Source organism: Methanosarcina baltica, from assembly GCF_055394095.1.
In genome coordinates this window covers 1,723,360-1,749,108 of sequence record NZ_AP042463.1, presented here as the reverse complement: position 1 = coordinate 1,749,108, position 25,749 = coordinate 1,723,360, and the positions used below count along the sequence as shown (strand labels likewise).

The window sequence follows — 25,749 nt, the reverse complement described above, 5'->3', positions numbered from 1 at the left end:
ATCAACCATCTCTAAATCTATTTAATATGCTTTTGACTTCTCCGGAAAGCAGGTACCATAAACCGTCTATCATCTCAAGTACTTCCGGAAGGATGCGAAGTACCGCGTATGAGATTGCAAAGAGCGCAATCCCGGAACCGGCCTTTGCGATATAGTTATGGGCGATTACAAAACTGTCAGGGCCAAACCAGGCACCTCCGTAAGCCAGGACCACAAAGACGTCCCGGATCAGGTTAAGCACGTAGATTACGGGGACCGAGACTAAAAAGGCAGCTGCAAGTCTTGTTACAGGGGCCTTTACCGCGGCAATGAGCCCCATGAAAAGGGCGATGCTTTCAATTGCCGTACATGCAAGGATGATCTCCACTGTCTGCCCGTTCAGGCTTATGAGGTTCCAGGCATTGTTCACGGCCGGGGCCCCCAGGACCTGAAGGATCCAGACTACCTGGGACGCAACTCCACTTATGATCCAGGTGTTCAGGGAGGGTACATTCGCAAACGGGAAATAAACCAGGGCCCCGAGGGCACATGCACTGGTAAGCATTGAACTTATGTCCGGAGAAAGATTTCCGGGGGCAGGTCCTTCCCGAGGGGAGAACTCGCGGCAGGGGAATGTACTTCCCTCTCTGTATTCCTTGAACATAATGTATGCAACGAGGACACAAAAAAGAGCAAACACAAGCGTCAGGCCCACATTGGCATAGTCCTGGGCCTCAATATAGTGGAGGGGCTGATAAAACCAGTGGATGGAAAATATACCCCATCCTGCCCCTCCTATCAGTTTTCGAACCTTTGAGTTTTTAGGAATAACAGACGATATGAGCATTAACCCTAATGCTAACCAGAGTACGTATTCTATCATTTTTTCAAGCACCTTTTTACCAGGGGCAACCTCTCTCCGGAATTCCGCTATTCCGGGAGGGGAAAGCCCGGGAGAATTCTGCTCTTTTCCGGAAAGCCCCGAAGTGATCTCAGAAGATCGTAATATTTCATCTCATAAAAGTTACATGGACTGGGAGAAAATATCCCGCAGAATCCAGAAATAAAACATTTGATAAATATGGTAACAAATTTCTACTATAAGAAGAAAGCGAATTACAAAAGGTTTTTCATCAACTAACCTCTTTTGCTCACATTCCGAATACTTCGCACTTTTGTGTCAATATGCTGTACAAAAAGATCATTTTGCTGATATGAGCTCAACAAATTGACCGATAGTCAGGCATTTTAGGTATTATTTACCTATATGAAGGGGGTCGAAATGTAGATTTCAGAAAAGGAGAAATCATTTGAATAAATGAATATATAAAAAAAAGCTGATAACATCATGTTATTTTAGTAAGTGTATGCATTCCTCCCCCCTCAAAGTAGGGGAAATCCAGCTTAGGTATCTTGAAATAGAATGAGGTTTTTCTATAATAGGTTAAGTATAAGACATATTGTTTTATCGTCAACTACTCCCTTAAGAAAAAGCCTGCGCCCGGATTGAACGGAAAACAACGGGAACAAGGATTTTTTTCTAATAAAAAGAGTGTTGAAGGCATTTTATGACACCCCCTAGTCCGAAATTAACTGTGGATGCAGTCATCCTTTTTAAAAACAGACTTGTTCTTGTGAAAAGAAAAAATCCCCCTTATAAAGGTTATTTTGCCCTTCCCGGAGGCTTTGTTGAAATCGGGGAAACTACGGAAAAAGCGGTCTGTAGAGAAGCTTTTGAAGAAACCGGGCTTTCGATAGAACTCATAAAATTAATCGGAGTCTACTCCGATCCTGACCGGGACCCGAGGGGGCATACGGTGTCAGTATGCTACCTTGCGAAAGGGAGCGGGATATTAAAATCCGGATCTGACGCTGAGGCGGCAGACCTTTTTGAGCTTGATTCGATCCCGAAGCTGGCTTTTGACCATAATAAAATCATAAACGATGTAAAAAGTCAATACCCCTCCACTAAAGTGGAAGACTTGCTTCGGCAAGCTCTGATTGATCAGCCTGAGTCTTAATTGACTACGCTGGATCTGTCATGATAAAGTTGGACATTTCCTCAGGCCAATTCCCTCTCGTGTAGCATTAAAAGTCCTGAAACCCAGGGGTGTTGTGCTACACATGACAGGCATATCCGACATTGGCCGAGTGGAGATCATTTTAAAAACTACGTTATCTGCTACGAGAACCTGTTTCAAAAGCAGAGTGGAGAAATCCAAATGTGGAACGGAATGCCTGAAAATTGACGACATTCCGCCCACGACTAAAATCGCAGGCATCTTGCCTGAAGGATTGTGATATTAATGCGTTTTTGTCCCAAGTGTAAAAGTATGATGTTTCCTAAAAACGGTAACTTCGAATGTAGAAAATGTGGACACACAGAGTCCATGGAAGAAGAAAAGCAAGGATCATTTGTTTCCAAATCAAAAATCGACGAACATGAAGTAGTGGTGCTTGAAGGAGAACAGCTTTCCGGCCTGCCCACGACCCGCGCAAAATGCCCAGAATGCGGAAATATGACTGCGTACTGGTGGCTCAGACAGCTCCGCTCTGCTGACGAATCGGAAACCCGCTTTATCAAGTGCACGAAGTGCGGCTTTACCACGAGAGAATACGACTGAAGGGTACCCCGAGTTAAAGTGTAAAAAACGCTTTTTTATTTACTTGCCGCAGAACGCGGAAATGTGGAAAACCTGAAGCATATCGGCTTTTCTTTTTGAATTGGAATTGTTTTAATCGGTTCCGGGTTATTCAAGTCCGCTTTTCCGCGGACCTGCCCGCCTTTTCTTTATCAGAACCTTCTGGCACAGCCAGCCACGGTCGGACCAAAATATATATACTTAAGCGGAACTTTGAATCTAATGGTTTATCCGGCTCCTTAAATGCTGATTTTCCGGATAGAGGGACGTTTTCCGCCCGAAAAGGAAAAACCGCCCGAAAACGCTGCAGCCAACAAAGAAATATATATATGCTGAGGGCGAATAAGGTGTTCTAGATTTAAATTTATTTAATGGAGAAGAAGTATGTTGAAGGCAGCGATTAATGCAGAGCTTCTGAAAGACTCAATTGCCGCATTGACTGTAATTGTTGACGAAGTCAGGTTCAAGATTTCCCAGGAGGGCTTTTCAGTAAAGGCCGTTGACCCTGCAAATGTCGCGATGGGCATCTTTGAACTCAGAGCGGAAGCGTTTGAGGAATACAATGCGGATGAATGTGAAATCGGTATCGATCTGAACAAGATTTCAGACCTGCTGGGACTTGCGGACAAAACCGACACCGTGAAGATGGAACTGGATGAAAACTCCCAGAAACTGTTAATCGATGTAGGTGGGCTTTCCTATACTCTTTCTCTTCTGGACCCCTCCACCATCCGGGCCGAGCCCAGAATCCCGCAACTTGAGCTTCCTGTAAAGGTCGTCTTAAACGGGTTTGACCTCAGGCGTGCGGTAAAGGCTGCCGAAAAGATCAGTGACCACATGCTCATGGGTGTCTCGGATGATACCTTTTACATGGAAGCAAAAGGGGATACCGACCAGGTCCGTCTGGAGATGGGCCGGGAACAGTTAATTGACCTGAAATCAGGAGATGCCTGTTCTCTCTTTTCCCTGGACTACCTGAGCGAGATTGTCAAACCGGCAAACAAGGCAAATGAAGTGACCCTTTCCCTGGGAAGAGACTTTCCCATCCTGATTGACTTTGAAATCGCAAACGGAGCCGGAAAAATATCTTATCTGCTGGCCCCGAGAATTGAGTCTGATTAAGGCATGGATCTTGAACACCTGGCTTTATATCCATTTGTTTCAGAAGCCTCTGCCGAAGTGGAAAGCCTGAACATTTCTCTTGAAAAACTGCTCCACTCCCCGGCCTACCGGCCTGCCCGGGCCAGGGGCGTGGAAAGGGTAAAGCAGGCCCTCGAGGGGGAAATTGAAAAACCCTCCCTCGCCGGGGAAATGCAGGCCCTTTCCGAACTTCTTTCCTATCCTTTTGCAAGAATGCTGGTTATAACGGTGGACGACCAGCTCTTTACAAAGCGTTATGCCCTCGCGGAAGCCAAAGCCGCCCACACCCTCTTAAAGACAGAGAGTATGGATTTTTTACTTGAATTCGGGGAGGAATTTGGACTCTCGGCCGAGCCGCAGGACTTTCATTTCAAACTCCATTTTACGGACTATCTCCGCTTTTCCTCTGTCCTCAAAGAGTCGGCCTGGAAACTTACAAACAGGCAGCTTCAGGCAGGCAGGGTCCGGATTAAAAAAGAAGAGTTTGCAAGGCTCCTTCTGGAAGCTGTCCGGGAAAGGGTTGAAAAGTCCTTCTCGGAAGCTCCGTCTTCCTCCGAACTTCCCACCGAAGTTCGGGAGTTCTGTGCCCCTTACACCGCCGAAATTAAGGAAAAGTTCGAGGTCCGAAAGAAACAGTTCGGGATTACGGACTTCGGGGAAGTAGAACCCGAACTTTTCCCACCCTGCATCTCCCATGCCCTTGCAAGTGTCCGGGCCGGGATTAACCTGGCACACTCCATGCGCTTTGCCATGACTTCCTTTTTATTGACAATCGGGATGTCTGTAGAAGATGTCCTGGCCCTTTTCAACGTCTCTCCTGACTTTGATGCGGAAAAGACCCTTTACCAGATAGAGCACATTGCAGGCTCCTCCGGGACTCCCTATAAACCCCCGGCCTGTGAAACCATGAGGACCTACGGAAACTGTATAGGTAAAAACGGGCTCTGCGAAAGGATAAACCACCCTTTGAGTTATTATCAGAGAAGGCTCTACCGCAGGAATAAAGATCAAGAGGAAAGGGAAGCCGCAGAAAAAGAAGCTCTGGGAAAAGAAGCCATGAGAAAGGAAAATACGGAAAAGAAAGGAGTTGGAAAAAGTGTAGAAGGGGCTGAAAAGGTAGAAGGAACTGTAGGAGCTAACGAAAAAACCCCAACAGAAAGGGATCGGCCTCCGAAGAAAACTGATTAATTCCCTTTTTACCTGTGACCCTTTAACTTTTTTTTTGTTTTAGCTTCTCCTGCTTATTTTGTCCTGCTTATCTTTTCCTGTATCCCCTGCATTTCTCAACAAACTTTTCTACCGGAAAGGTTGCCGGGTGAGCGTGCATGTAGCTTGCAAGGACATTGTGTTCGACAAGCCCGTCAAAGCCGTCCTGGATACCTTTGCCTCTGAGCATCTCATAGGCGAACCTGGCGTCCCGGTCACATTCCGTGAGGGAATAGTGGAACTCGTGGCCCTTCAGATTATGGGCGCAGAAGTTTTTGTCGAGAGGCCGGGCTTCGGTGTAACCAAGGCCCTTGAGCCGGTTTGTCATGCGGGTGTTCGCGGGCACGACATCGGCCATTTTGTAGCTTTTGCCTTCCACCTCATAGCTCCCGCAGAGGTAGAGCAGGCCTCCGCATTCCGCATAAATCGGGAGACCGTCGGCGGCAAGGTCCTTTAATTGATGGGTGGACTTTGAGGCCTCCAGGGCTTCGGCGTGGAGTTCGGGGTAGCCTCCTCCGAAATAGATCCCATCAACGTCCGGGAGTTCTCCTTCCATCGGGCTGAAAAAGACAAGCTCGGCCCCATTGGCCCGGAAAGCATCGAACATGTCGTTGTAGTAGAAACAGAAGGCAGGGTCATAGGCTACCCCTATCCTGACATCGGCCTCGGGCTGCGGGCATTCTTTCGGCTCCGGGACCGAGCAGGGTTCCGCAAGGGCAAGAATGGCGTCAAGGTCCACGTTCTCCTCGATAAACTTCGCCATTTCGGCCGTGTTGTAGTCCTTTTCGTGGGCCATGTAGAGCCCGAGGTGCCGGGAGGGGACCTCGATATCCTTCTGTCTCGGGATCATGCCGACAATCGGGATGTCACCGGGAAGGGAGTCTTTTATCATCTGCCCGTGGCGAGGGCTTCCGACCTTATTCAGGATTACTCCGGCAACCCTGACTTCGGGGTCAAAGGAGGAGTAACCTTTGAGGAGAGCAGCCGCGCTCCGTGACATGCCGTGCACGTTAATTACCAGGACAACAGGCAGGTCCAGGGTCTTTGCGACATGTGCCGAGCTTGCGATTTCCGTGGAGTCCAGCCCGTCAAAGAGGCCCATGACCCCTTCGATGACCGCGATATCAGCATCTCCGGAGGTTTTCGAAACCGTCTCCCTGACCCCATCTGTTCCCATCATGTAGGTGTCCAGATTCCGGGAAGGCTTTCCGCAAATGGCGGTGTGGTGGGACGGATCAATGTAGTCCGGGCCCACTTTGTAGGGCTGGACTTTAAGCTCCCTGTGCTTGAAGGCAGCCATTACGCCCATGGAGGCCGTCGTTTTTCCGACCCCACTATGGGTTCCTGCGATAAGTATTCCTTTTGTCATTTGCTTATCATTGGGCACAATTAATATATATTTATTCGGCTCCACAGGAAAACCGGTTCCGGCAAGAAAAAAGGAAAATTCAAAAACAAAAAAATCAAAAATAACCGGCCCTCACCACCAAATAATAGCCGGGGATAGGTATATATCCAGTTAAACATATCGCCCATATAAGAAACTTTTATCGTAAAAAAATATTAAAAAACAGGAACGTAAACTACCCCCGAGTAAAAACTAAGGGGTTTCCTGTTGAGGTTTTATGAACCCGAAAAAAGTCGAAAAAAAATTTGAGAATACGGGAAGAATTCCAGGCCGAGAAGAAAAAATAGAGATTGCAGAGAAAGCAGAAAAAACAGAGAAAGCTCTTGTGGACCCTTACGGGCGCAAGGTAACAGGACTTCGCATTTCCATCACCGAGAGGTGTAACCTTTCCTGCATGTACTGCCACAACGAGGGATCGGAGTGCTGTGTAAAGGGCAAGGGTGAAAATGAGATGCCTGCCGAACTGATCTGCAACATAGTGGACACGGCTGTAAAGTTCGGGGTCCGTAAAGTCAAGTTTTCGGGCGGAGAGCCTCTTTTCAGAGAGGACTTTGAGAAGATCCTGGCCTGTCTCCCACCCCTGAAAGAGGTTTCGGCAACCACGAATGGAGTCATGCTTGAAGCACGGGCGGCAACCCTGAAAGCCGCGGGGCTTGATAGAGTGAATGTGAGTCTGGACTCGCTTGACCCCGAAAAATATAAGAAAATAACGGGAGCCTCTTCCGGAATCCTTGAAAAGGTGATCAGAGGAATTGACCGTGCGGTGGAGGTCGGCCTGACCCCGATAAAGCTGAACATGGTGCTCCTCAAAGGGGTGAACGATGACGAAATCGATGCCATGATGGATTTTGTCCGGCCCTACAACGGCCAGGTTATCCTGCAGCTCATCGAACTTATGGACATCGACCCCGCCCTCACCCCCTACATGATCGATGCGGAAGCGCTTGAAAAAGGTCTTCAGGAAAGAGCAAGTGAAGTCAAAGTCAGGCACCTGCACCACCGGAAAAAGTACTTTATCGACGGGGTCGAGGTCGAGTTCGTGCAGCCCATGGACAACTCGGAGTTCTGCGCAAACTGCAGCAGACTCAGAGTCACCGCAGACGGGAAACTCAAGCCCTGCCTGCTGGTAAAAGGCAACCTTGTGGACGCCATGGGAGCAGATGGGCCGGAAGAGATGGAAAAACTGCTCAGGCTTGCGGTCAGCAGGCGAAAACCGTATTACTGTTCAGGAATTTCGGCAGATGACAGTAATTGAAGACGGTAATCAAGGAGGAAATAAATGAAAGTAGAACTGGTAATCGACGGCAAGAAAGTCCCGATGAACGATTTCGTCAGTAAAGTTTTGACTAATGTTGTCGGTGGCGTAATTGAGTGCCTGCACGGGATGGATGAGAACTGGAAAGAAGTTTCCTTAAAAATTGAAAAAGAAGAGTCAAATACCCCACGCTGAAGCAATGGGGCTTGTATAAGCCCTGGTTGACCAGCCTAAGTCTTAATTGACTACGTTAGAAATGTCATGATACCTGCAAATGCTTCCTCAGTTTACAGCTCTATCGTGTAGTATTAAAAGTCCTGGGAGGTAGGGACGGTGTACTACGCCTGACAAGCATTTCCAACATTGGCGAGGGGAGACAATTTAAAAATTGCGTTACCTGTCACGGAAATTCGTTTCCAAAGCAGAGCGGAGAAATCCAAATATGGCATTCGTACTAAACAAGAACAAAGAGCCTTTAAGTCCCTGCCACGAAGCAGTTGCAAGAAAACTGCTTAAAGCGGGAAAAGCGGTTATTCACAAAAAATATCCCTTTACAATCCGACTCAAAGAGCTGAAAGAGTCTAAGGACAATTCAGAATTTCGGCTCAAAATAGATTACGGAAGCCGTCATACTGGCCTTGCTATCCTGAACTGTTCAACGGTAGTCTGGACGGCCCAACTGCATCACAAGACAGGAATTAAAACGAAACTTGATGACAGAAGAGCAATGAGGAGAACCCGAAGAAAGCGCAAAACCAGATACAGAAAACCGAGGTTCATGAACCGGAAAAGAAGGGAAGGCTGGCTGCCTCCATCCCTGCAAAGTCGTGTAGATAACATAGGAAATTGGGCCGATAGGCTCAGGAAACTATGCCCACTGACACATATTTCCTATGAAAACTGCAAGTTTGATACTCAACTCATGCAAAACCCTGAGATAAGTGGAATTGAGTATCAGCAGGGAGAGCTGCAAGGTTATGAGGTCCGGGAATACCTGCTTGAAAAATTTGGTAGAAAATGTGTGTACTGCGGAGCTGAAAACGTTCCTTTGCAAATTGAGCATATTATTCCTAAAAGTAGAGACGGCTCAAGCAGGATTTCTAACCTAACTTTAGCTTGCAGAGAATGTAACCAGAAGAAAGGAAACAGAACGGCGGAAGAATTCGGACATCCGGAAGTACACGAACTGGTCAAAAAACCACTTAAAGATGCCGCGATTGTAACTGCCACCAGATGGAAGGTTTTTGAAGTATTGACGAGAACGGGCCTTCCTGTAGAATGCGGTACGGGTGCAAGAACAAAAATGAACAGGATCAAAGCAGGAATTCAAAAGGATCACCATTTTGATGCTGTTTTTGTAGGCGAATCCACACCAGAAACAATCAGGTTTGCAACAAACAGCGTACTGCACATCAAAACAAAGGGAAGAGGGCAATATAAAAGAACAAATCTCGATAAGTACGGTTTTCCACGGTCATACTTGCCCCGGCAAAAAACCTTTTTCGGATTTCAAACTGGCGATACAGTCAAAGCTGTTGTACCCAGAGGGAAGTATAAAGGAATCTGGTTTGGCTCCATTGCTTGTAGGAAATCGGGCAGTTTTGACATTAAGAACAAGGAAGGAAAAAGAATTGCACAAGGAATTAATAAAAAATACTTCAAAGTGGTACAGAGAGGAGATGGCTATGAATATTCGGCAGATGAGTACGGCATTCCTCCCGGCGCTAAAGCAACCGGGCTTCCTGCCTGTTGATCCGTGAATTGCCCCAAAATCAGAAGTTAAGGGGGTTTACATCCAATTTTTTAAAACTTTAACTTTCCATTCCTATAATTCTCATTTTTTTTCAAGATAGACCAGATACTTTTTTCTTCAGATATATTTATCGATCTCGGAAAAGTCAATCGGAGAAGTCGAGTCCAGGGAAATTGGGGTTATCGAAATGTGCTCTTTCTGCATAATGGCATGCACGTCGGTCCCTTCGGCTTCTTCCCGAATCAGATCCCCTGCAATCCAGTAGTAGGGCCGACCCCTCGGATCGTGCCGTTCTTCTACGGCGGTCTTGAAGATTTTCCGGGCCAGGCGGGTGATTTCTATGGGGGTGTCTTCTTCGGCGTGGTAGGGGATGTTGACGTTCAGGAGATCCACCTTTTCCGGCATTCCGTATTTGAGGACTTTTTTCGCGATTCTGTTTACGACCTTGATTCCGGTCTCGAAGCGTTCCTTATGGTAGTCCCGCGGGTCGTCGAATTTCAGCCCTTCATCAAGAACCTGCATGGAAGCCGCAATTGCCGGCACCCCGTAACTTGCGGCCTCAAGGGCTCCCCCAATGGTCCCCGAGGTCGTTATCGTGTCCGTGCTTATGTTTTCCCCGATGTTGAAGCCGGAGAGTACAAGGTCGGGCAGCTCTTTGAGGATCGTGAAAATTCCGAGGATTACGGAGTCCGTGGGAGTTCCCCCGACCGCGTAGGCAGGGATTTCTCCTATACTTGTTTTTTTGATTCTGAGGGGTTCAAAAATGGAAATCGAACGTCCGACTCCGCTCTGCTGCATTGCCGGGGCTGAAATCGTAACTTCTCCAAGGTCGGCCACACTGTCGTATGCGGCTTTCAGGCCTGTGGAATAAATACCATCATCATTGGTAACAAGGATTTTAGGGGCCATGATCCACTCTTAAGTTTCTTGATGATTTATAATTAATGGAATTTTACGTGAGTCCTTCACAGGAGAAGTCTGGCTCAAAAAGGGACGAGGATACGGAAGATGAATGGGATAATTTAGAAAAAATGGGTAGGGGAAAATAGCCGTCTTCGGTCTGTTTTGTCCCGAGCGGAGCGAGGTCAGGGCAGGAAAAACCCGAAAAAGCAAAAAATAACTGAACGGCCACCGCCTAATTTTAAAAATCGAAAATCAAAAAACCGGATCAGGTCTCAGAACCCAAATTTTCAATAACCCGCCTGCAAACCGAGTCCATCAATTTCCAGTAATTCTCGATCCGGTGCTAGATTTCTTCTGCGATTTCCTCAAAGTTAACATGCTCGGTAATCTTCTCGATTTCTTCTCTCTTCTCAATCATTTCAAGGCCCTTCCCCTGAAAACCACGCTCCAGACCTCTTTACAAATATGTAAATACCTTTGACTGTCTAAAGTCAATGTAGAAATCGAAAAATATTAAACATAAAACATGAGTGTATATTTATATTAATTGACTCGATAATATATAAAATAATAGAATTATTTAGGAAGATCAACGTAAGCAGGCCCGTTGCTTTTACCCCTGCCTGCCTTGCAAAAGGAGGAGAAATCCCTTCCCAGAGCGTTGAAATGGTTTCGGGCCTGAGAAAGCCGGACTTCAGTGTTGCAATGTGCTATCTCCGCAAAAACAACTGGAATTGAGTTCTGTTTTATGAAAGGGGACCGAAATACGAGATTAAAGCTCATCAGAAACGAATAAGCAATACGATCAGAATCAAGTCACTTGTGGTAAACAACTAAATCCCAATCAGAAACCAAACACCGGGGGCGGAAATAAAAAATGGATCATCAACAAGCAAATAATTCCATGAAAAAAAGAGTTACAGATTTAATTGATATCTTTTCTGATGGACTGTACGAACGAGAAGAGATCATTGCAGTTTCTCTTCTTTCAGCCCTTTCCGGGCAGTCAATTTTTTTATATGGCTTGCCAGGCACAGCGAAAAGTCTAATCGCCCGTCGTATATCAAATGTGTTTAAAGATACAACTCATTTTGAGTATTTGATGCAAAGATTTAGCACTCCTGAAGATGTTTTTGGACCAGTTAGTATTCGAGAACTAAAAAAGGACAATTACATTCGCAAAACAGAAGGCTACTTACCCACTGCTGACTTTGCTTTTCTTGATGAAATATGGAAAAGTAGTCCAGCCATTTTAAACACACTTTTGACTATTATAAATGAGCGAATTTATCGCAATGGCGGAAAAGACGAAAAAGTTCCATTAAAAGCATTGATTGCTGCAAGTAATGAGACTCCACCGCCCAATCAAGGATTAGAAGCTCTCTATGACCGTTTTGTAATGCGAATAATAGTAAATCCTATGGAAGAACGAGAGAATTTTGAAAAACTACTTGCTGGAGATGCTGTCCCTACTGATATTGAAATTCCAGATGGTCTACAGTTTTCCCACGATGAGTTTGAGCAACTTTCCATTGAAATCGTTAAAGTAACGATTTCCAAAGAGGTATTTGCCATCATAAATTCAATCAGAGTTTCACTTGATGAATTTAATAAAGAGAATCCCAAAATTGCAGTTTATGTTTCTGATCGCAGGTGGCAGAAAATTGCCCTCATTTTGAAAACATCTGCATTTTTGTGTGACCGCACTGAGGTAATAACCGTTGATGCCCTTATATTACGACATTGTTTGTGGACACTTGAACAAAATAGAGAGCCAATTAATGAAGTAATTGAAAAATGTGTGAAACAGTTTGGCTGCGCTAACAATGAGAAGTTAAATAGCTGGGAATTGAACCATAAAGACCTTGAAAAAGGTATATCTGATACATTCTTTTATACGGAAAATATTTATGACACCCAGAAAAAAGAAGATGTGTTAAATTATGGTGGGAGTTCCGGTTATGACAACGATTCATTTGTCAAATGGTTTGATTCGACTCCACCCATAAAAATTAAAAAGGGAAGTCAAAAGGCTGTGGACTCAAGGACTAAAGGTACTTTTGTTAAAGCTTGTGAAGATTCTTTGAGTTCACTTGCAGAAATTATTAATAACACAAAATCTAATGTCGATTTTCAAAAAAAATTGAATGATACTCCATTTGTACCTTCAGAAAAAAGAGAATTAGTGTTTGATGTATTCAATTCTTTTCTCAAAGATTTGGAAAACCACAAATTGAATGCCGAGCGTTTGTTGGAAAAGGTGCAAGCTTATGCAATCTCCAAATAGTGAAATTGCTAAAACAAAAGAATTAGTCAATACTTTTCTTTTAGAAGATTTCCCTGATCTAAATAGTGGAGAACTTGAAAAAAAATTGAGCAGAAAAATTAGTAATTGGGAGGAGTCAACTCTCAGTTATTTAGAAAACACAAACCCTTTTGAAAAACATCGGTCTAAATTAGTCTCTGCTAAATGGGATTTTCGGGCACATGGTGGCTCTGAAAAGTCAATTATAAGCGATTTAGAGGAATATAAGTCACTCCAACCATCAGCAGATGTTATGTTTTGGGAAGAAAAAACACTTGCTATGAAAAAAAAGATAGAGGAAAAGAAGATAGAGGAAAAGGAGAAAGAGGAAAAAAAGATAGAGCCACTCATAGAAAGCCTCAATGCTATTCGCAAGAATGAACAAGAAGTATGGAGAAAAGAATATGAAAAACAATTACTTGAATGGCAACTCAAGGAAATCCAAAATCGCCGGGAACAATTGTTAAAAGAGTTAAAAGAATGGCTTGACCCTTTACAGCAAATGAAAGAGGTATTTGATGAGCTGGGTATTGAGCCTGGACTTTTGTGGGATTCAAGTGTTGGCAAATTAAGGACGCAAGACATATCTTTTCTTAAACAATGGGCAGAATATTTGAAAAATAATGAAAGCGTTCGTAATTTATGTGAACTAATGGGAAGATTGCATAAAGAACAACAATCTCATCACAAAGAGCTTATTAATTCAACCGTTCAATACTCTGTTATAAAACCGGATATATATTCCAATGAAGAGATTGTTGGTATTGAGCTTGGTAGAGATTTAGAAAATGTTATCCCCCAGGAATTGGCTCTATTAAGTGACCCTGATATTGCATTACTTTTTGACCTGAAATATATTGAAAATAGACTGATGTGTTTTTCTCAACAGGGCTACAAAACAGAAATCATTGAAGAGAACATTCAGAAAACCGTAAGCGTTGTTGATGATGAAAAGATGGGGCCGATAATTATCTGTGTTGATACAAGTGGATCTATGTCAGGTGCTCCGGAGAATATAGCTAAAGTCTTAACTCTTAGTCTGTCATCTCGAGCGGTTTCTCAAAAGAGAAAATGTTATTTGATAAATTTCAGTACTTCAATAGAGACCCTTGATCTTACCCCTCCGAAAGGCATTCATGATTTGATAAACTTTCTTAAAATGAGTTTTCATGGGGGCACCAATGTTGCACCGGCTTTACACGAGGGGGTACGGATGATGTCGGAAGCTGATTATAAAAAAGCGGATTTACTGGTTATTTCAGATTTTGTTCTCCATGGTTTATCTTCTGATATTGTTTCCCAGTGCAAAAAGCAAAAACAGGAGGGTAATCACTTTTTTGCATTGTTCATCGGTAGTTCTGGCAGTCAGTGTGTTGATGAAGATGTTTTTGATAAGAATTGGACATATGACCCTCTAAGTGGGGGTATTTCAGAAATTAACAATGTAGTTGAATGGGTTACCCAGAAATAATGGAACCAGAAAAGAGCCACTTTTTAAAATTCACTTAACTGAATAAAAAAAGAAAATACCAGGGCCTTTTCGGAGCCCTTTCATCAAACTTTCAAAAGTATTTCATGAACTTTTCAAAATCCAATCGCCCTTTCGGCCGGGATCACAGCCATTGGCACCTGGCCTACGAGGCGGGCTACTATCCTGCAACGGGAAAGGAGATATTTTTCTTTTTTGATGTCTTCAAGGCGGTCGAAGATATGGCTGTTTTCAGGGCTTTCTGGGATATTTACCCGGATGATTGTTTCGAGGGATTCCATTCTTTGCATGAGGACTTTTTTGTCGGCTGAGCTTTCGAAAGCCCAGTCCCGGACTTCGCGACTGACGGCAGAGGCGATTTCTTCGGAGGAAGTTCCTTTTACCAGGAAGCAGGCAAAACGGGCTTTTGTCCTGATTTCCTCAAGGGTGTCTTTCATTCTCTGTTCCGAAACCTTCTGCTTCAGGGCAGGATGTCCTTTTTGCTCAAATTTCTTTGAAAGGACGACTTCTTCTTCAGCCCGCTCGAATAGGGCACAGGAATCCTCAAAGATCCGGAGAGAAGATTCAAGAAGCTTCTTCCTAAAAGCAAAGTCGGTTGAACCGGATTCGGCAGCATCCCGAAGGATTTTTTCAAACTTCCTGAACGTCCTGGAGAGGGCATCGATTTCTTCTGTATCCCCCATTTCACAGACCATGGCTGAAAAGTACTTCTCGGACTCTTCCCTGCCAATCTCGGAAGGATCGGAAAAAACTGAGATATTTCTGGAAGATCCAGCAGACAGAAGGTTTAGGAAGACTTCGTAGAAGTTCAGGTAGAAACCTGGAAGGGGATGATTGGAAGCTGTTTCGGCCGAATTCCTGAAATCCAGAACGGCTTCTTTAAGCCTGCGTATGTATTCGGCTTCGGATTTTGCCTTTGTCGCGGCATGGAGGGAAGCTATGCCGAGGGAGCGGAAAGCATACTTCCGCACGTAAGCGCACCCTGAACCTGTTAGTTTCCCAAGGCTCTCCAGGGCCTGATGAGGGTAGGGATACACCTTATAGGCAGACTCAAAGGCCCGGGCAGCTGTTCTCTGGACAGAACTGTCCCTGTGGTTCGTAAGGGACAGGAGATCAGCCCAGGCTTTCTTTTTGTCCGGGACCAGCGAGAAAGAAGGAGCAAAAGCCTTTGCGGCCCCTTTCCGGACATCTTTGTCCCAGTGGGATGAAAGCTGCACAAGTCGGCCCCAGGCGTCCTGTTTATCCTCGGCGAAGGGGAAGGCCGGGGCGAGCAGGTCCGATGCACTTTGCCGGAGGTAATTGTCTGGGCCTGAACAGAGCTCGGAAAGGTTGTAAAAAATACTCTTTTTATCTTCCACCAGGGGGAGGACCAGGGAGAGAAGGTCGGCAGCATCCTTGCGGACAGGGGATTCCTGGTCGAGACCCATCCGCAAAACCTCCCCCCAGACATTTGTCATTATTTCCTGTCCCAGGCTTGCTTTTATGTCCTGTTCTGAACCTGCTTTTATGTCCTGTTCTGAACCTTCATTCATGCCTGTATTCTGGGCTCCTTGCCGGGAAAAGAGATATCGTAGGGACACGGATGCACCCTTCCGAAGTATGGGGTTGGGGTTTGCTGAAAGGTTTAGCAGTTTGTTACAGATCTTTCTCTTTTCCGGCAGGTGCGGGAAAGCCGATGCAAGGGAGTCGGCAGCATCCATCCGGACATAACTGTCCTCATCAACGGTCAATTTCAAAAGTTCGATTGAAAGCTGTTTTCCCGGATTTCCCGGGCCTTCTACATTTCCTTCCTTGAAGACAGAAGCGAGGGAATACGCTACACTCCTGCGGGCAAAGGCAGGCTTTCTTGTAATCGTCAATAGGTCTTCAGAAGCTTCCTCATAGGATGCAATGTGGGGGTAGGCAGAAGCGAGGGCATGTGCTGCCCGCCTGATCACATAACTGTGGCTTTCGTTTGTCAGGCGGAGAAGGTCATCCCAGGCTTGTTTCTTGTCGGAGACGTGCGGAAAAGCCTGGACAAGGGTATCGGCAGCTCTTCCCCGTACATAGCTGACCTGACTTCCCGCAAGTTCGGTAAGGTCTTTCCAGGCACTGTCTTTATCCTCAAGGTGCAGAAATAACGAAGCAATGGAGTCCGCTGCCCTGTCCCTCACATGACTGTCTACAGATCCGCTGAGCCTTAGAAGGGTAGACCAGGCTCTATTCCTGTCTGGAAGGTGAGGAAAAACCAGAAACATAGTATCTGCCGCATGCCGTCGAAGAGTCCCCTTTTCAGAGGCAATCAGCCCTAAAAGGTCCTGCCATTCCGTTTCTTTATTTCGGGAACGGATAAAAGCGGAAGCAAGGGTTTTAAAAGCTTCTTTCTGAAGATCGCCTCTCTCTTCCAGAGCAAGCTTGAAGAGTTCGTTCCAGGCTTTATCCTGGTCTTCAACGTGCGAAAATACCACTCCGAGAGCGTGGGTAGCCCCAACCCTGGTGTTCATGTCCACAGACTCCCTCAGCTCTAACAGGTCTTTCCATGCCTGTATTTTATCAGGGATGAGAGGGAAAACCGATTTGAGGCAGGAAAAAGCATATTCCCTTACAGAATCGGTTTCGGAACCTGCAAGTTTCAAAAAGTCGGTCCAGACCATCTGTTCTCCGGGCATAAGGGTATAAGAAGAAGCAAGGGCATGCATCGCTGCCTTCCGCACCTTCGGAGCCTGGCTGGTCGTGAGACCTGCAAGTTTCGTCCAGAGCTTTTTCCTGTCCAACACATGAGGATAAACCAATTCAAGAGTTTTGACTGCATTTTCCGCTACAAGGTTGTCCTTATCTGAGGAAAGCCTGAGCATATCATCGAAAGCCTGCTCCCTATTAGAGAGGAATTCAAAATTAGCACTCAACTGGTTCAGGACGTCGATTTTTTCTTCCATAAATGGGTTTAAAGTTCTGTCGTGTAGGGTTTCTTGATCGATCACGTTTTCACCAACCGTTTTTAGTACCAACCATCGGTTTTCATGATTTACAGACATCGACAATCGATCTGAATATCGGTCTCGATTATCGGTCCTACTACTGTTTTTTGTCGCCGATTCATTGAATGAATATAATTTCCGACTACTTATTCCAATTAATGTTCCTGATAATGATTCAAAACAAATATTTCCAACAGCTTTTCTCTTATCCCCTGTTTCCGCCAGCATTTCATGTAAGTCGAATACCCTGCTAGCTTGCTGCGGGGTACGCCAGCACAACTTTAATTAAAAGTTAATGTATATCTTAATAAATATTCTGATTTTTGTTTGGTATTTAGAAGAGATCGTCGGAAAAGTCACCAGACTGTTAAATCATTATTCAAACCCTGATTAATTTTTTTCGCCAGTTTTGAAATTAATCGATTTGTTTATATAGTATTCCTTTTAACAAATTTATTACCAATGATATATAATATTTATGTGATGAGATATACACCCCAAAGAATGAACCGCAGAATACATTTGTTTACAGTCCTGATGTTTACGAAAACCCGGTCCCAAAAAACCATTTATTTTATAAAGTAAATGAACTTGTAGGCTTATCTTTCACAAATGAAGAGTTCCGTGGTTTTTATTATAAAACGCATCCCAGAAAATCAGGCATCTATTTGCATTTTCATAATTATCATTCAGTCGAGAAATTCCATTTCTCCTCCAGTAAAAAAAGAGAAAATAGCAGAATTATTCCTCCACCTGCAAAAAAAGTGCGAAATGACTTTACACCATATCCACAGGTAAGCCACATAAAGAAATCTTCTAAAAGGGTGGGTAGAAATGTTTGGAAAACAAATAAAAACAGGGCCATGACAGTTAAGATCTGGAGGATAAATGATTCCTAACTACAAATACAAACCCAGGGTTTATTTTGCTGCGACCTTTATAGCGACCTATGCTCTCTGGTTTGCAGGGGCGTATGTAAGTTTTCAGGATGATATAAGCGGGATGTATATGTTATTTATGCTGCCCGGACTGATGGCGTCTTTTCTGATCTCACTTGGTATGATCTTTGCGTCAAAAAATTTGGATTTAAAAAAGGATTTTGTTAACCGGCTTATCAATCTCAGGCTAATACAACCAAAAATGCTGCCGGTATTTTTTTTATTAATGCCGCTCTCTGTTCTGGCGTCTATCTTGCTTTCGCTTCCGGTCGGGGGGTCCGTTTCGCAATTTCAACTTGCTGAAGGTTTCTCTTTTTCATCGGGATTTGTCCCTGTGTTATTTCTTCTTGTGCTTGCCGCAAGCTTTGAAGAACTCGGCTGGAGAGGATATGCCTTTGACAGTTTGCAGAGCCGCTACACTTACTTTACGGCATCGCTTATTTTCAGCATACTCTGGTCGCTCTGGCACTTTCCGCTGATATTTGTCAACAACTCCTACCAGTATGAGATTTTTCATGAAAACATCCTGTTTGGCGTGAATTTTTTTGTCAGCATCATCCCTGTGGGAATGATCATCAGCTGGACCTGCATAAAAAATAGAAAAAGTATTCCTGCAGCGATCCTCTTTCACTTTCTTGTTAATATCTCTCAGGAGACGCTGAATATATCTCAGACGACAAAGTGTATTGAAACAGGGGTTCTATTTATTGTTGCAGCTGTTATTATTGCACTGGACAAAGAGATGTTTTTTTCGAAAGATCACCTTAACGCCGGAGCTAACTAAATGTCAGTTGAAACAGCCGGTTCTATTGTTGGTGTAGGAGAGGGCAAGGGAATTGCCTTAATGTTTGTAATTTCCGGATTGATGATTTCCATGATTGCTTTGTTGACCGGGGAAAATCAAAAGAAATTCCATGGGTGAAATAATCGATTTTCTCGATCGAATCGAAAATATCCGATAAATAATCTCGACACTCTCTTATTTCTTTCATACTTCCACAACTTCTTCAAGAATATGTTTTCCAATGGCAGACTTAAGGGCCGATTTCATCACGAGATCGACTTTAACACCCAGAACTTCACTCAAATAGTCCTCAAGCCGGACAAACTCAAAAAAACCGGGGGCCTCTTCAAATTCCACCAGAATATCAAGGTCGCTTTCAGGCCCCTGTTCTCCTCTGACATAGGACCCGAAAATCCCAAGATAACTGACCCTGTACTTCCGGGTAAGTTCCGCTAAATGCTCACGTAAAATATCCATGAACTTTGTAGCATCCCCGGAGAGTGTGACCTGACTCTTTTTTGCCATGTTTAATACTCAGGTGGTCCATTTGTATTCGGTTGATATTGTTTTAAATAATCAGAATGGAGCCTTAAGCCCCATTTTTTAATTTTTTGCTGCGGCCGGAATCAACCTGCACCAGGAGTCAAAAAACACAAGCAAAAGACACATTGGATACTTGAACCGGAAAACATCAACCATGCAGCACTAGACGACCAATACTCAACCTCAAGCCTTTAAATATTTGTCCTGAAAAACGGGGCAGGGATAACTGGCTGCTTTTTCGGCCTGTTTTGTCCAGAGGGGTTAGGCTGGAGCAGGAAAAAACCAGAAATAAAAATAAATAATTCTCTCAGGCATATGCTATGAAAAGTCCTAATTAGTATCACAAACTATTATGAATTTGTGATATAAACTGTTCTTTGTATAGTGGATTAACACTAACAGGGTGAAGCACAACACCCTCTATCCCCTCTGCAAAGGCATTAGGGATTGCTTTTCTAATCATATTATATGCTGCATTGACATCAGCGTTAAGAAGAACTCCCGTGGCACTTCGGAAAAGCCCTCTTTTGACCCGTTTTCCGAGATATTCTTCATGGTGTTCCATTAGCTCATTATCAAGGAAAGAGCATTTGCTTGTATAGGACTCTTCGATCCGTTCAACCGAAATTCCAACCTCTCCAGCCTTGTACTCGACCATTGAAATAAAGGTACTGTGAGGGATCTGAGCAAAATTCTGATTATTTTTCTTGCCCATGTTGGTTTTCTGTTTCCAGAAAGGGTTGCTTCCGATAATGATATTCTCCACGTTCATTTCCAGAGCATAGTTGATTATTGCCCTGCTCAGTTTGTGGAGTACGTCTTTAATCCGTGAGTTTCGTTTATGGGTAAGTACTTCTACACCCTTTCCGGTCTTGATTCCATGCTTCTCATAAGTGCTCTGGAGCTTTGCTTTCTGCTTGTTGTAAAACTGGTTTACTGACTTGGCAACCCCGCCCTTAACAATAATTGGATTTTCTCCAAAATTGTTTCCAATGGTTACGAGGTTGACAACTCCAAGATCAATTCCCAGGACTCGACCGGAATTGAGAGGTATGGGGTCTTCGATTTCCTTTTCAAAAACAATTTCACAGGTGTATCCTGCGTGTTTTGGAATGATCCTGACTTCTCTCAAATTAGTATCATCAGGAAGTCTTGTCTGAATGGATAACGGAACTACTTTGGGAAACTTGAGCACTCCGTCTTTGATCCTGACCTGTTGATTTGTAAAAATTAACAGGTATTCCCCGTTTTTTTCCAGGTACTTTGGAGGCTTTGGTTTGCCTGTGAAAAGTTCAGGATTCTTTTTGTAAGATTTTAAAGCTTCGAAAAAAGATTTCCAGTTACGGTCAAGTACTTTTAGAGTCTGTTGAGCAGATTTAGCAGGAAGTTCTTTGTAAGGCTCAGAGGACTTCACAAGCCCATAAAGTTTATTGTACCTGATCCATTTTCCGTTATTGAAGAACTCCTGTCTGATAATATAATCAGAGAAATTGTACAGGTTTTTGGACTTATGGCACAAATCCCCTATTTCCCTGGAATGAAACTGGATTTGCTCAACACGTTTAATTATCAATTTGGCTCGACCTCGATTTCTAACCTTTTTTCTTTTCTTTTGCTATAATGTTTCACAGAATAATAATGAAGCATTGAAATTATTTCGTCAAATATTTCTGATGCTTAATGTATTTCTTGATACCTTTAGCAGATTGAGCACTTCTTTTGCATATATAGTGGATATTATATAATGTAATATTGATACTAATTATATCTATTGGGTGCTATTACGTACTATACAACTTCCCGCATTATGATGTCCTTCAGTTGCTGCTTAAGTGCACTTTCGACAACCAGATCAACTTCCCGGCCAAAAAGGTCTTCAAGATAAAATTTCAGATCCATGTAATTATCGAATGTTTTCTTCCCTTCTTCAAAAACGACAAGAACATCGAGGTCACTGCTTTCCTTTTCTTCACCTCTAGCAAAAGATCCAAAGACTCCGATTTTCTTAACAGAGAATTTCCGCCTGATTATTTTCTCGTGTTCCTTCAAGGTCACGACAGCATCCATGCTTAATACTCAACCTCAAGCCTTTAAATATTTGTCCTGAAAAACGGGGCAGGGATAACTGACTGTCTTCGATCTGTTTTGTCCCGAGCAGGAAAAACCCGAGGAACATAAAAGAACTGAACGGCCGCCGCCTAATTTTAAAAATCGAAAATCAAAAAAAAACAGGTCAGGTTTCAGAACCCAGATTTTCAATAACCCGCCTGCAAACCGAATCCATCAGTTTCCAGTAATCTCCTATCTGGTGGTAGATTTCTTCTGCGACTTCCTCAAAGTTAACATTCTTAGTAATATTCTCAATTTCTTCCCTCTTCTCAATTATTTTAATGGCTTGCACCATTTCAGCTTCGGACATGAGGCCGACTTTAAAAGCTGTTCTCATACAGGACCCGGGCGACTCACATAAAAGGCCTTCATGAACGCAGAGGTAGTTTTTCAGGAGTCTCCAGAATATTTCGACGCTCTGTTCGAACCTGAGTAAAGCTGCATCACGGATGATTGGAGAGTTGGGTTCCAAGAGGATCTCTTGGAAGGAGGTTAGGGATTTTGTTGCGGTTTTGGTTTTGAGGTTCAGGTTTTGCACGAGTTATATATTTACTAATTATTTTTTAAAATTTACCTAAAAAAAATCATCAAATGTTTTTTGAGGCTTATTCAATGGAGGCTCGATTAGAACATTAAGATTACTCAATCTGTTCTCAAAATCTGGGAAAATATTTTCTAAACATCCAATGCATAAAAAGTTTCGTGCCCTACTAAATCCAACAAAACCAAGTCTATAATTGTCACCATCATGCCTTTTAAAATCATTTTCATTTGTTGATAACCATTTATTCAATAATTTTTTATTTTCAGCAATAATTAATACAGATCCAGCTTCCAATCCTTTAGCACTATGGATTGTAGAATAGTAGTATTCATTACAGCTTTGTGGCACACTATTCCCCAAAATTTTTTTTAATGATTCTGTAAAACATAAGCTTTGGTTTATTTTTAGTTCAGTACGATCTATATCAAATTCTTCAACGAATTCTTGTATGATGTTACTTTGTATAGTGGAAATATCTTTTAGGAGATGAGTATCTGATAGAATATCGTTCAAGACTTTGAAAACAAATTTTCTTAGCATAATTTCATTGATTCCAAAATCCGCATTTAATTGTTTTTTGCTCTTTCCAATCATTCCAAGAATGCATCTTAAAGTTTCTCTAAATAACAGATTGGAATTACAATCATCGTTTGAAATTCTCGATATCTCAAACTTTTGACCTACTTCTTCAAAGCAATTCCATTTCCAAGATAAAAAAAGACTGTTAATTCTACAATTTACTTCATCTGCTTCATCTCTAATATTATACTTTTCTTTTAGATTCAAAAATGTCTCAATCAATCTCTCAATGTTGATTTCATTTATAAATACTACAGGAACACAATTGTCTTTTCGCACCGATTTTTGATGAAATATAATATTAAAATTATTAATAAACGTCACAATATTTGGACGAGATCTGTAGTTTTCCTCTGAAATCAAACAACTGAACCCTTCATTTGTCCCTTCTTTTTCATTACACAAGTTTTTCAATGCATTGATAGGTAGTTGATCATAGCTTTTAGGAATTGGTTCATTCTTTAATTGACTAGTTCCATATGAAAAATAAAATATACTTTGCATTGGATCCCCAATAGCGTAAATAGAAGTTTTTTCCTCAAGGAAAATTTTCATTAAAATGTCATGTTGATAAAACCTAGAATCTTGATATTCATCTACGAAAATATATTGTAATCTATTCGCAACAATGGAACGTATTTTTTCATTTAAAATTAAACTGTGTGCTTTTTCCAATATTTGATCATATATAACAAATCCAGATCCCAATACCTCTTCTGCTCTTTTGATGGTAGTATTTTTTTCTATGGCTTTAGCAGCATTATATTTATATTTATTATACAGACTCTCTTTATGCTCAGGGTTTAGCTCGATTTTATCTATATAAAATTTATCAACATTTGTTATATCAAAAATATGAGCATAAGGCTCAAAAATAAATTTTATAAGAAAACTATGGATAGTCCCAATAAATAGATTATTGGGGATTTCAATTCTACCTTTGAGTTTGCTTTGAATCTCTTTGGTAGCCTCATTTGTGTAAGTTATCACTGCAATATGACGATTCGAATCTAGATTTGAAATGCAACTCTCTACAGCATCTATCATTTTAGTTGTTTTTCCAGCACCTGGCCCCGCTAGAGTTAGTTTGCAAAGCCTACAAGGATCACTCATTTACTGATCCTCCATAAGAAAACAGAAAGAATTTGTAATGTAAGGGGGAACATTAAATTCGACTTCTAAATCACTATTTAAGATATCAACAAGATTATACGCGAACTCTGCTTTATAATCCTCTATCTTTTCAAAAAAATATTGCAAAAAAAACTTTATATCAACAACAGGATCCCCTAAGTGCTTCCTGAATTCTTTACCTAGTTTAGGTCTTGTCTCTTCAAAAGCCTTGATTAATAATTCTTTTCCTACGCCTTTTGAATTAAACTTGAGAAGATCTTTTTCAAAAGTAGGCTCTTCTGTATTGTTTATACATATAAAAGGGCAATCACTGTATTTTTTCCGGAGGTCAGCAGCTCTGTTTTCTATTTTAGTACCCGTATCACTGTCCGTTAACACTATACATTTAACAAAGTAACCGTTTTTTATAATCTCTAAATAATTCTTGAAAGCAAGCCCATTTACATTTACTACATTGCATCTAACTTTCTCTATCGTTTTTCCATAAATTTTCTTAAAAAATACAGGAATAAGTAATTGTTCAGCTATCCCTTCCACAAGTATTATTTTTCTTGAAAAAAACAACGTTGAATTTGTTGCATCTAGATATTTCTTTAAATATCTAATTGTTTTTCTTTCTTCAGCAGTTGATCCAAAATTGGATAAAACATAATGATTTTGAATATCACCGTTACTACCTTTATACAAAACAACCAAGTTATCTAAATCTAATTTACTTATAATATGAGTAGAATGAGAAGTCACAATTATTTGTTTAGAGTCATCAACTTCTGACTGGAAATTTTTCCCCATATGCTCCTGTAAATGAGGATGTAAGTGTGACTCAGGTTCTTCGATTCCTATTAATTTAAAGAAGATATTGTCGTTCTGTAAAGAATTAGTATAAAGGTGAGAAATAATTATTGAAATATAAAGAAGATTGTTTCTTCCCATTCCGTTTCTTTCCACGTTGACAGGATCACTACCATAGATTAAACTTAATTTCTTTAGTAATTCAGAGATTTCAATAGAAGAAAACTGAAAATTAATGCAATTACTCTCAGAATCGTCATATAATGAGATCTTATCAAGATATTTTTCAATGTCGGACCTTATATTTTTCAATTCAGCACTTTTTTTTATTGCCTGATCAAAAGAATTTAATTCTTGTTTTATGTCTGCAAATTTTTCTTCATCTCGATTGTTTAAAATTTTATATAAGAGTCTATAATCTCCACTTGCAACCAATTCTCTTTTTGCATCTCTCAAGGCATCTAAATATTCCATTTTAAGCATTCTCAAAAAATATCCATCAGCCTGTTTTGATTCGTCCAATCCACCATAAATAATATAATCATAGCTTTTTATTGGAAAATCTATCATGTCTATTTTCTTCTGCAAAAAATCAGTACTCGATTCAGATTCTGTTTCCGGGATCTTCTCCAAGAATTGTCTTTTCTTTTTAATCCATTCATTCTTTTTAGGATCCCTGCTAGCAAAAACATATGTTAATTTAGACTCCGTTAATTCTTGATCAATAAACCAATCTGCAACAACTGCTTCTTGATCAGAATTAAAATCCTTCATTGTCACTTCTATCTTTACTTCAGGAAATTCTATTTTTTCAGGAGGAATAGATAAGTCTGCAACAGCTTTTTTAAAATTATAAATTGATTTGTAGTGAATATCATCTACTTCTAGTACTCTTTTTTTGAAAAAAGCAATCTCACTGCTAAATATCAACCCTAAAGCATTTAGTAAATTAGTCTTGCCAGAATTATTCTCTCCAATTATTACTGTAAAAGGATTCAAATTAATTTCGAAATCAAGTAAGTTCCTATAATTTTTAATTTTTAGATTTGAAATATACATGAAAATTCACACTACCTGAAAGTTAAAAATAAACCAACAAATATAATTGCAGAAAGTAATAGTTACAAACTCAATAAAAAAGATCATATCTAAAATATAAATGTATTGAAAAATGCACAGATTTGATAAATTCCAAAGAAATGATTTTGAACTTAATTTAGAAGCCTTGATTATTTTAAAGAGTTTCTCACTCAGGAAGATTCAAATATATATAAAAAAACTCCACGATC

General features: G+C 41.8%; 21 protein-coding genes. 11 read left to right on the top strand and 10 right to left on the bottom strand.

What is annotated here, in order from left to right; translation table 11 throughout:
* Position 1: 1 nt before the first annotated feature.
* Complete coding sequence (artA, locus tag ACZ5QV_RS07555; RefSeq protein WP_464601930.1) at positions 2-862, bottom strand: archaeosortase A; 861 nt, start codon at positions 860-862, stop codon at positions 2-4.
* 685 nt (positions 863-1,547) lie between these two features.
* On the opposite strand from artA, the gene ACZ5QV_RS07550 reads away from it, so the two are divergent.
* From ACZ5QV_RS07550 to priL, 4 genes are all read left to right on the top strand, one after another.
* Positions 1,548-2,000 carry an NUDIX domain-containing protein gene (locus ACZ5QV_RS07550; RefSeq protein ID WP_464601929.1) on the top strand — a complete coding sequence of 151 codons (453 nt, stop codon included), beginning with the start codon at positions 1,548-1,550 and terminating at the stop codon, positions 1,998-2,000.
* A gap of 285 nt (positions 2,001-2,285) precedes the next feature.
* Positions 2,286-2,603, top strand: coding sequence for a transcription factor S (locus ACZ5QV_RS07545; RefSeq protein WP_464601928.1), 318 nt, complete (start codon positions 2,286-2,288; stop codon positions 2,601-2,603).
* Positions 2,604-3,005: 402 nt separating this feature from the next.
* A complete protein-coding gene (locus tag ACZ5QV_RS07540; protein WP_464601927.1) occupies positions 3,006-3,743 on the top strand; it encodes a DNA polymerase sliding clamp in 738 nt (245 codons plus the stop codon).
* A 3-nt stretch (positions 3,744-3,746) separates the two neighbouring features.
* Entirely contained in the window at positions 3,747-4,949 is a 1,203-nt protein-coding gene (priL, locus tag ACZ5QV_RS07535; protein WP_464601926.1) for a DNA primase regulatory subunit PriL, read from the top strand.
* 67 nt (positions 4,950-5,016) lie between these two features.
* Here the strand turns inward: priL and ACZ5QV_RS07530 are convergent, their stop codons facing one another.
* Complete coding sequence (locus ACZ5QV_RS07530; RefSeq protein WP_464601925.1) at positions 5,017-6,336, bottom strand: cobyrinate a,c-diamide synthase; 1,320 nt, start codon at positions 6,334-6,336, stop codon at positions 5,017-5,019.
* A gap of 256 nt (positions 6,337-6,592) precedes the next feature.
* Here ACZ5QV_RS07530 and moaA point away from each other — a divergent pair, with 256 nt between their 5' ends.
* From moaA to iscB, 3 genes are all read left to right on the top strand, one after another.
* Entirely contained in the window at positions 6,593-7,630 is a 1,038-nt protein-coding gene (gene moaA / locus ACZ5QV_RS07525; protein WP_464601924.1) for a GTP 3',8-cyclase MoaA, read from the top strand.
* Positions 7,631-7,654: 24 nt separating this feature from the next.
* Positions 7,655-7,825 carry a hypothetical protein gene (locus ACZ5QV_RS07520; RefSeq protein WP_464601923.1) on the top strand — a complete coding sequence of 57 codons (171 nt, stop codon included), beginning with the start codon at positions 7,655-7,657 and terminating at the stop codon, positions 7,823-7,825.
* 247 nt (positions 7,826-8,072) lie between these two features.
* Positions 8,073-9,383: an RNA-guided endonuclease IscB gene (gene iscB / locus ACZ5QV_RS07515; RefSeq protein WP_464601922.1), complete on the top strand. Its 1,311-nt coding sequence runs from the start codon at positions 8,073-8,075 to the stop codon at positions 9,381-9,383.
* 117 nt (positions 9,384-9,500) lie between these two features.
* Here iscB and surE read toward each other — a convergent pair whose 3' ends face one another.
* A complete protein-coding gene (surE, locus tag ACZ5QV_RS07510; RefSeq protein ID WP_464601921.1) occupies positions 9,501-10,292 on the bottom strand; it encodes a 5'/3'-nucleotidase SurE in 792 nt (263 codons plus the stop codon).
* A gap of 871 nt (positions 10,293-11,163) precedes the next feature.
* Here surE and ACZ5QV_RS07505 point away from each other — a divergent pair.
* Both ACZ5QV_RS07505 and ACZ5QV_RS07500 read left to right on the top strand, forming a co-directional pair.
* Entirely contained in the window at positions 11,164-12,573 is a 1,410-nt protein-coding gene (locus ACZ5QV_RS07505) for an AAA family ATPase (protein WP_464601920.1), read from the top strand.
* On the top strand, positions 12,557-14,062 hold the full coding sequence (locus ACZ5QV_RS07500) for a VWA domain-containing protein (RefSeq protein ID WP_464601919.1): 1,506 nt from the start codon (positions 12,557-12,559) through the stop codon (positions 14,060-14,062). The genes ACZ5QV_RS07505 and ACZ5QV_RS07500 overlap by 17 nt, the downstream gene beginning before the upstream one ends.
* A 113-nt stretch (positions 14,063-14,175) precedes the next feature.
* On the opposite strand, the gene ACZ5QV_RS07495 is transcribed toward ACZ5QV_RS07500, so the two are convergent.
* Complete coding sequence (locus ACZ5QV_RS07495; RefSeq protein ID WP_464601918.1) at positions 14,176-16,995, bottom strand: HEAT repeat domain-containing protein; 2,820 nt, start codon at positions 16,993-16,995, stop codon at positions 14,176-14,178.
* 930 nt (positions 16,996-17,925) lie between these two features.
* On the opposite strand from ACZ5QV_RS07495, the gene mmrce1 reads away from it, so the two are divergent.
* The gene (gene mmrce1, locus ACZ5QV_RS07490) at positions 17,926-18,759 is read left to right on the top strand and encodes an MmRce1 family CPBP family CAAX prenyl protease (protein ID WP_464601917.1); all 834 of its coding nucleotides are present in this window, start codon (positions 17,926-17,928) and stop codon (positions 18,757-18,759) included.
* A complete protein-coding gene (locus tag ACZ5QV_RS07485; RefSeq protein ID WP_464601916.1) occupies positions 18,760-18,897 on the top strand; it encodes a hypothetical protein in 138 nt (45 codons plus the stop codon).
* Between the two features lie 66 nt (positions 18,898-18,963).
* Here the strand turns inward: ACZ5QV_RS07485 and ACZ5QV_RS07480 are convergent, their stop codons facing one another.
* From ACZ5QV_RS07480 to ACZ5QV_RS07455, 6 genes are all read right to left on the bottom strand, one after another.
* Positions 18,964-19,284: a nucleotidyltransferase family protein gene (locus ACZ5QV_RS07480; RefSeq protein WP_464601915.1), complete on the bottom strand. Its 321-nt coding sequence runs from the start codon at positions 19,282-19,284 to the stop codon at positions 18,964-18,966.
* 358 nt (positions 19,285-19,642) lie between these two features.
* Positions 19,643-20,875, bottom strand: coding sequence for an RNA-guided endonuclease InsQ/TnpB family protein (locus ACZ5QV_RS07475; RefSeq protein ID WP_464601914.1), 1,233 nt, complete (start codon positions 20,873-20,875; stop codon positions 19,643-19,645).
* A gap of 215 nt (positions 20,876-21,090) precedes the next feature.
* The gene (locus ACZ5QV_RS07470) at positions 21,091-21,369 is read right to left on the bottom strand and encodes a nucleotidyltransferase family protein (protein ID WP_464601913.1); all 279 of its coding nucleotides are present in this window, start codon (positions 21,367-21,369) and stop codon (positions 21,091-21,093) included.
* 166 nt (positions 21,370-21,535) lie between these two features.
* Positions 21,536-21,949 carry a nucleotidyltransferase substrate binding protein gene (locus tag ACZ5QV_RS07465; RefSeq protein ID WP_464601912.1) on the bottom strand — a complete coding sequence of 138 codons (414 nt, stop codon included), beginning with the start codon at positions 21,947-21,949 and terminating at the stop codon, positions 21,536-21,538.
* 36 nt (positions 21,950-21,985) lie between these two features.
* A complete protein-coding gene (locus tag ACZ5QV_RS07460; RefSeq protein ID WP_464601911.1) occupies positions 21,986-23,647 on the bottom strand; it encodes a UvrD-helicase domain-containing protein in 1,662 nt (553 codons plus the stop codon).
* On the bottom strand, positions 23,648-25,519 hold the full coding sequence (locus tag ACZ5QV_RS07455) for an ATP-dependent nuclease (RefSeq protein ID WP_464601910.1): 1,872 nt from the start codon (positions 25,517-25,519) through the stop codon (positions 23,648-23,650).
* Between the last annotated feature and the right edge of the window lie 230 nt (positions 25,520-25,749).

Coding starts and splice junctions, on each gene's coding strand:
- artA (WP_464601930.1), bottom strand. CDS start 862: ATGATAGAATACGTACTCTGGTTAGCATTAGGGTTAATGCTCATATCG.
- ACZ5QV_RS07550 (WP_464601929.1), top strand. CDS start 1,548: ATGACACCCCCTAGTCCGAAATTAACTGTGGATGCAGTCATCCTTTTT.
- ACZ5QV_RS07545 (WP_464601928.1), top strand. CDS start 2,286: ATGCGTTTTTGTCCCAAGTGTAAAAGTATGATGTTTCCTAAAAACGGT.
- ACZ5QV_RS07540 (WP_464601927.1), top strand. CDS start 3,006: ATGTTGAAGGCAGCGATTAATGCAGAGCTTCTGAAAGACTCAATTGCC.
- priL (WP_464601926.1), top strand. CDS start 3,747: ATGGATCTTGAACACCTGGCTTTATATCCATTTGTTTCAGAAGCCTCT.
- ACZ5QV_RS07530 (WP_464601925.1), bottom strand. CDS start 6,336: ATGACAAAAGGAATACTTATCGCAGGAACCCATAGTGGGGTCGGAAAA.
- moaA (WP_464601924.1), top strand. CDS start 6,593: ATGAACCCGAAAAAAGTCGAAAAAAAATTTGAGAATACGGGAAGAATT.
- ACZ5QV_RS07520 (WP_464601923.1), top strand. CDS start 7,655: ATGAAAGTAGAACTGGTAATCGACGGCAAGAAAGTCCCGATGAACGAT.
- iscB (WP_464601922.1), top strand. CDS start 8,073: ATGGCATTCGTACTAAACAAGAACAAAGAGCCTTTAAGTCCCTGCCAC.
- surE (WP_464601921.1), bottom strand. CDS start 10,292: ATGGCCCCTAAAATCCTTGTTACCAATGATGATGGTATTTATTCCACA.
- ACZ5QV_RS07505 (WP_464601920.1), top strand. CDS start 11,164: ATGGATCATCAACAAGCAAATAATTCCATGAAAAAAAGAGTTACAGAT.
- ACZ5QV_RS07500 (WP_464601919.1), top strand. CDS start 12,557: ATGCAATCTCCAAATAGTGAAATTGCTAAAACAAAAGAATTAGTCAAT.
- ACZ5QV_RS07495 (WP_464601918.1), bottom strand. CDS start 16,995: ATGGAAGAAAAAATCGACGTCCTGAACCAGTTGAGTGCTAATTTTGAA.
- mmrce1 (WP_464601917.1), top strand. CDS start 17,926: ATGATTCCTAACTACAAATACAAACCCAGGGTTTATTTTGCTGCGACC.
- ACZ5QV_RS07485 (WP_464601916.1), top strand. CDS start 18,760: ATGTCAGTTGAAACAGCCGGTTCTATTGTTGGTGTAGGAGAGGGCAAG.
- ACZ5QV_RS07480 (WP_464601915.1), bottom strand. CDS start 19,284: ATGGCAAAAAAGAGTCAGGTCACACTCTCCGGGGATGCTACAAAGTTC.
- ACZ5QV_RS07470 (WP_464601913.1), bottom strand. CDS start 21,369: ATGGATGCTGTCGTGACCTTGAAGGAACACGAGAAAATAATCAGGCGG.
- ACZ5QV_RS07460 (WP_464601911.1), bottom strand. CDS start 23,647: ATGAGTGATCCTTGTAGGCTTTGCAAACTAACTCTAGCGGGGCCAGGT.
- ACZ5QV_RS07455 (WP_464601910.1), bottom strand. CDS start 25,519: ATGTATATTTCAAATCTAAAAATTAAAAATTATAGGAACTTACTTGAT.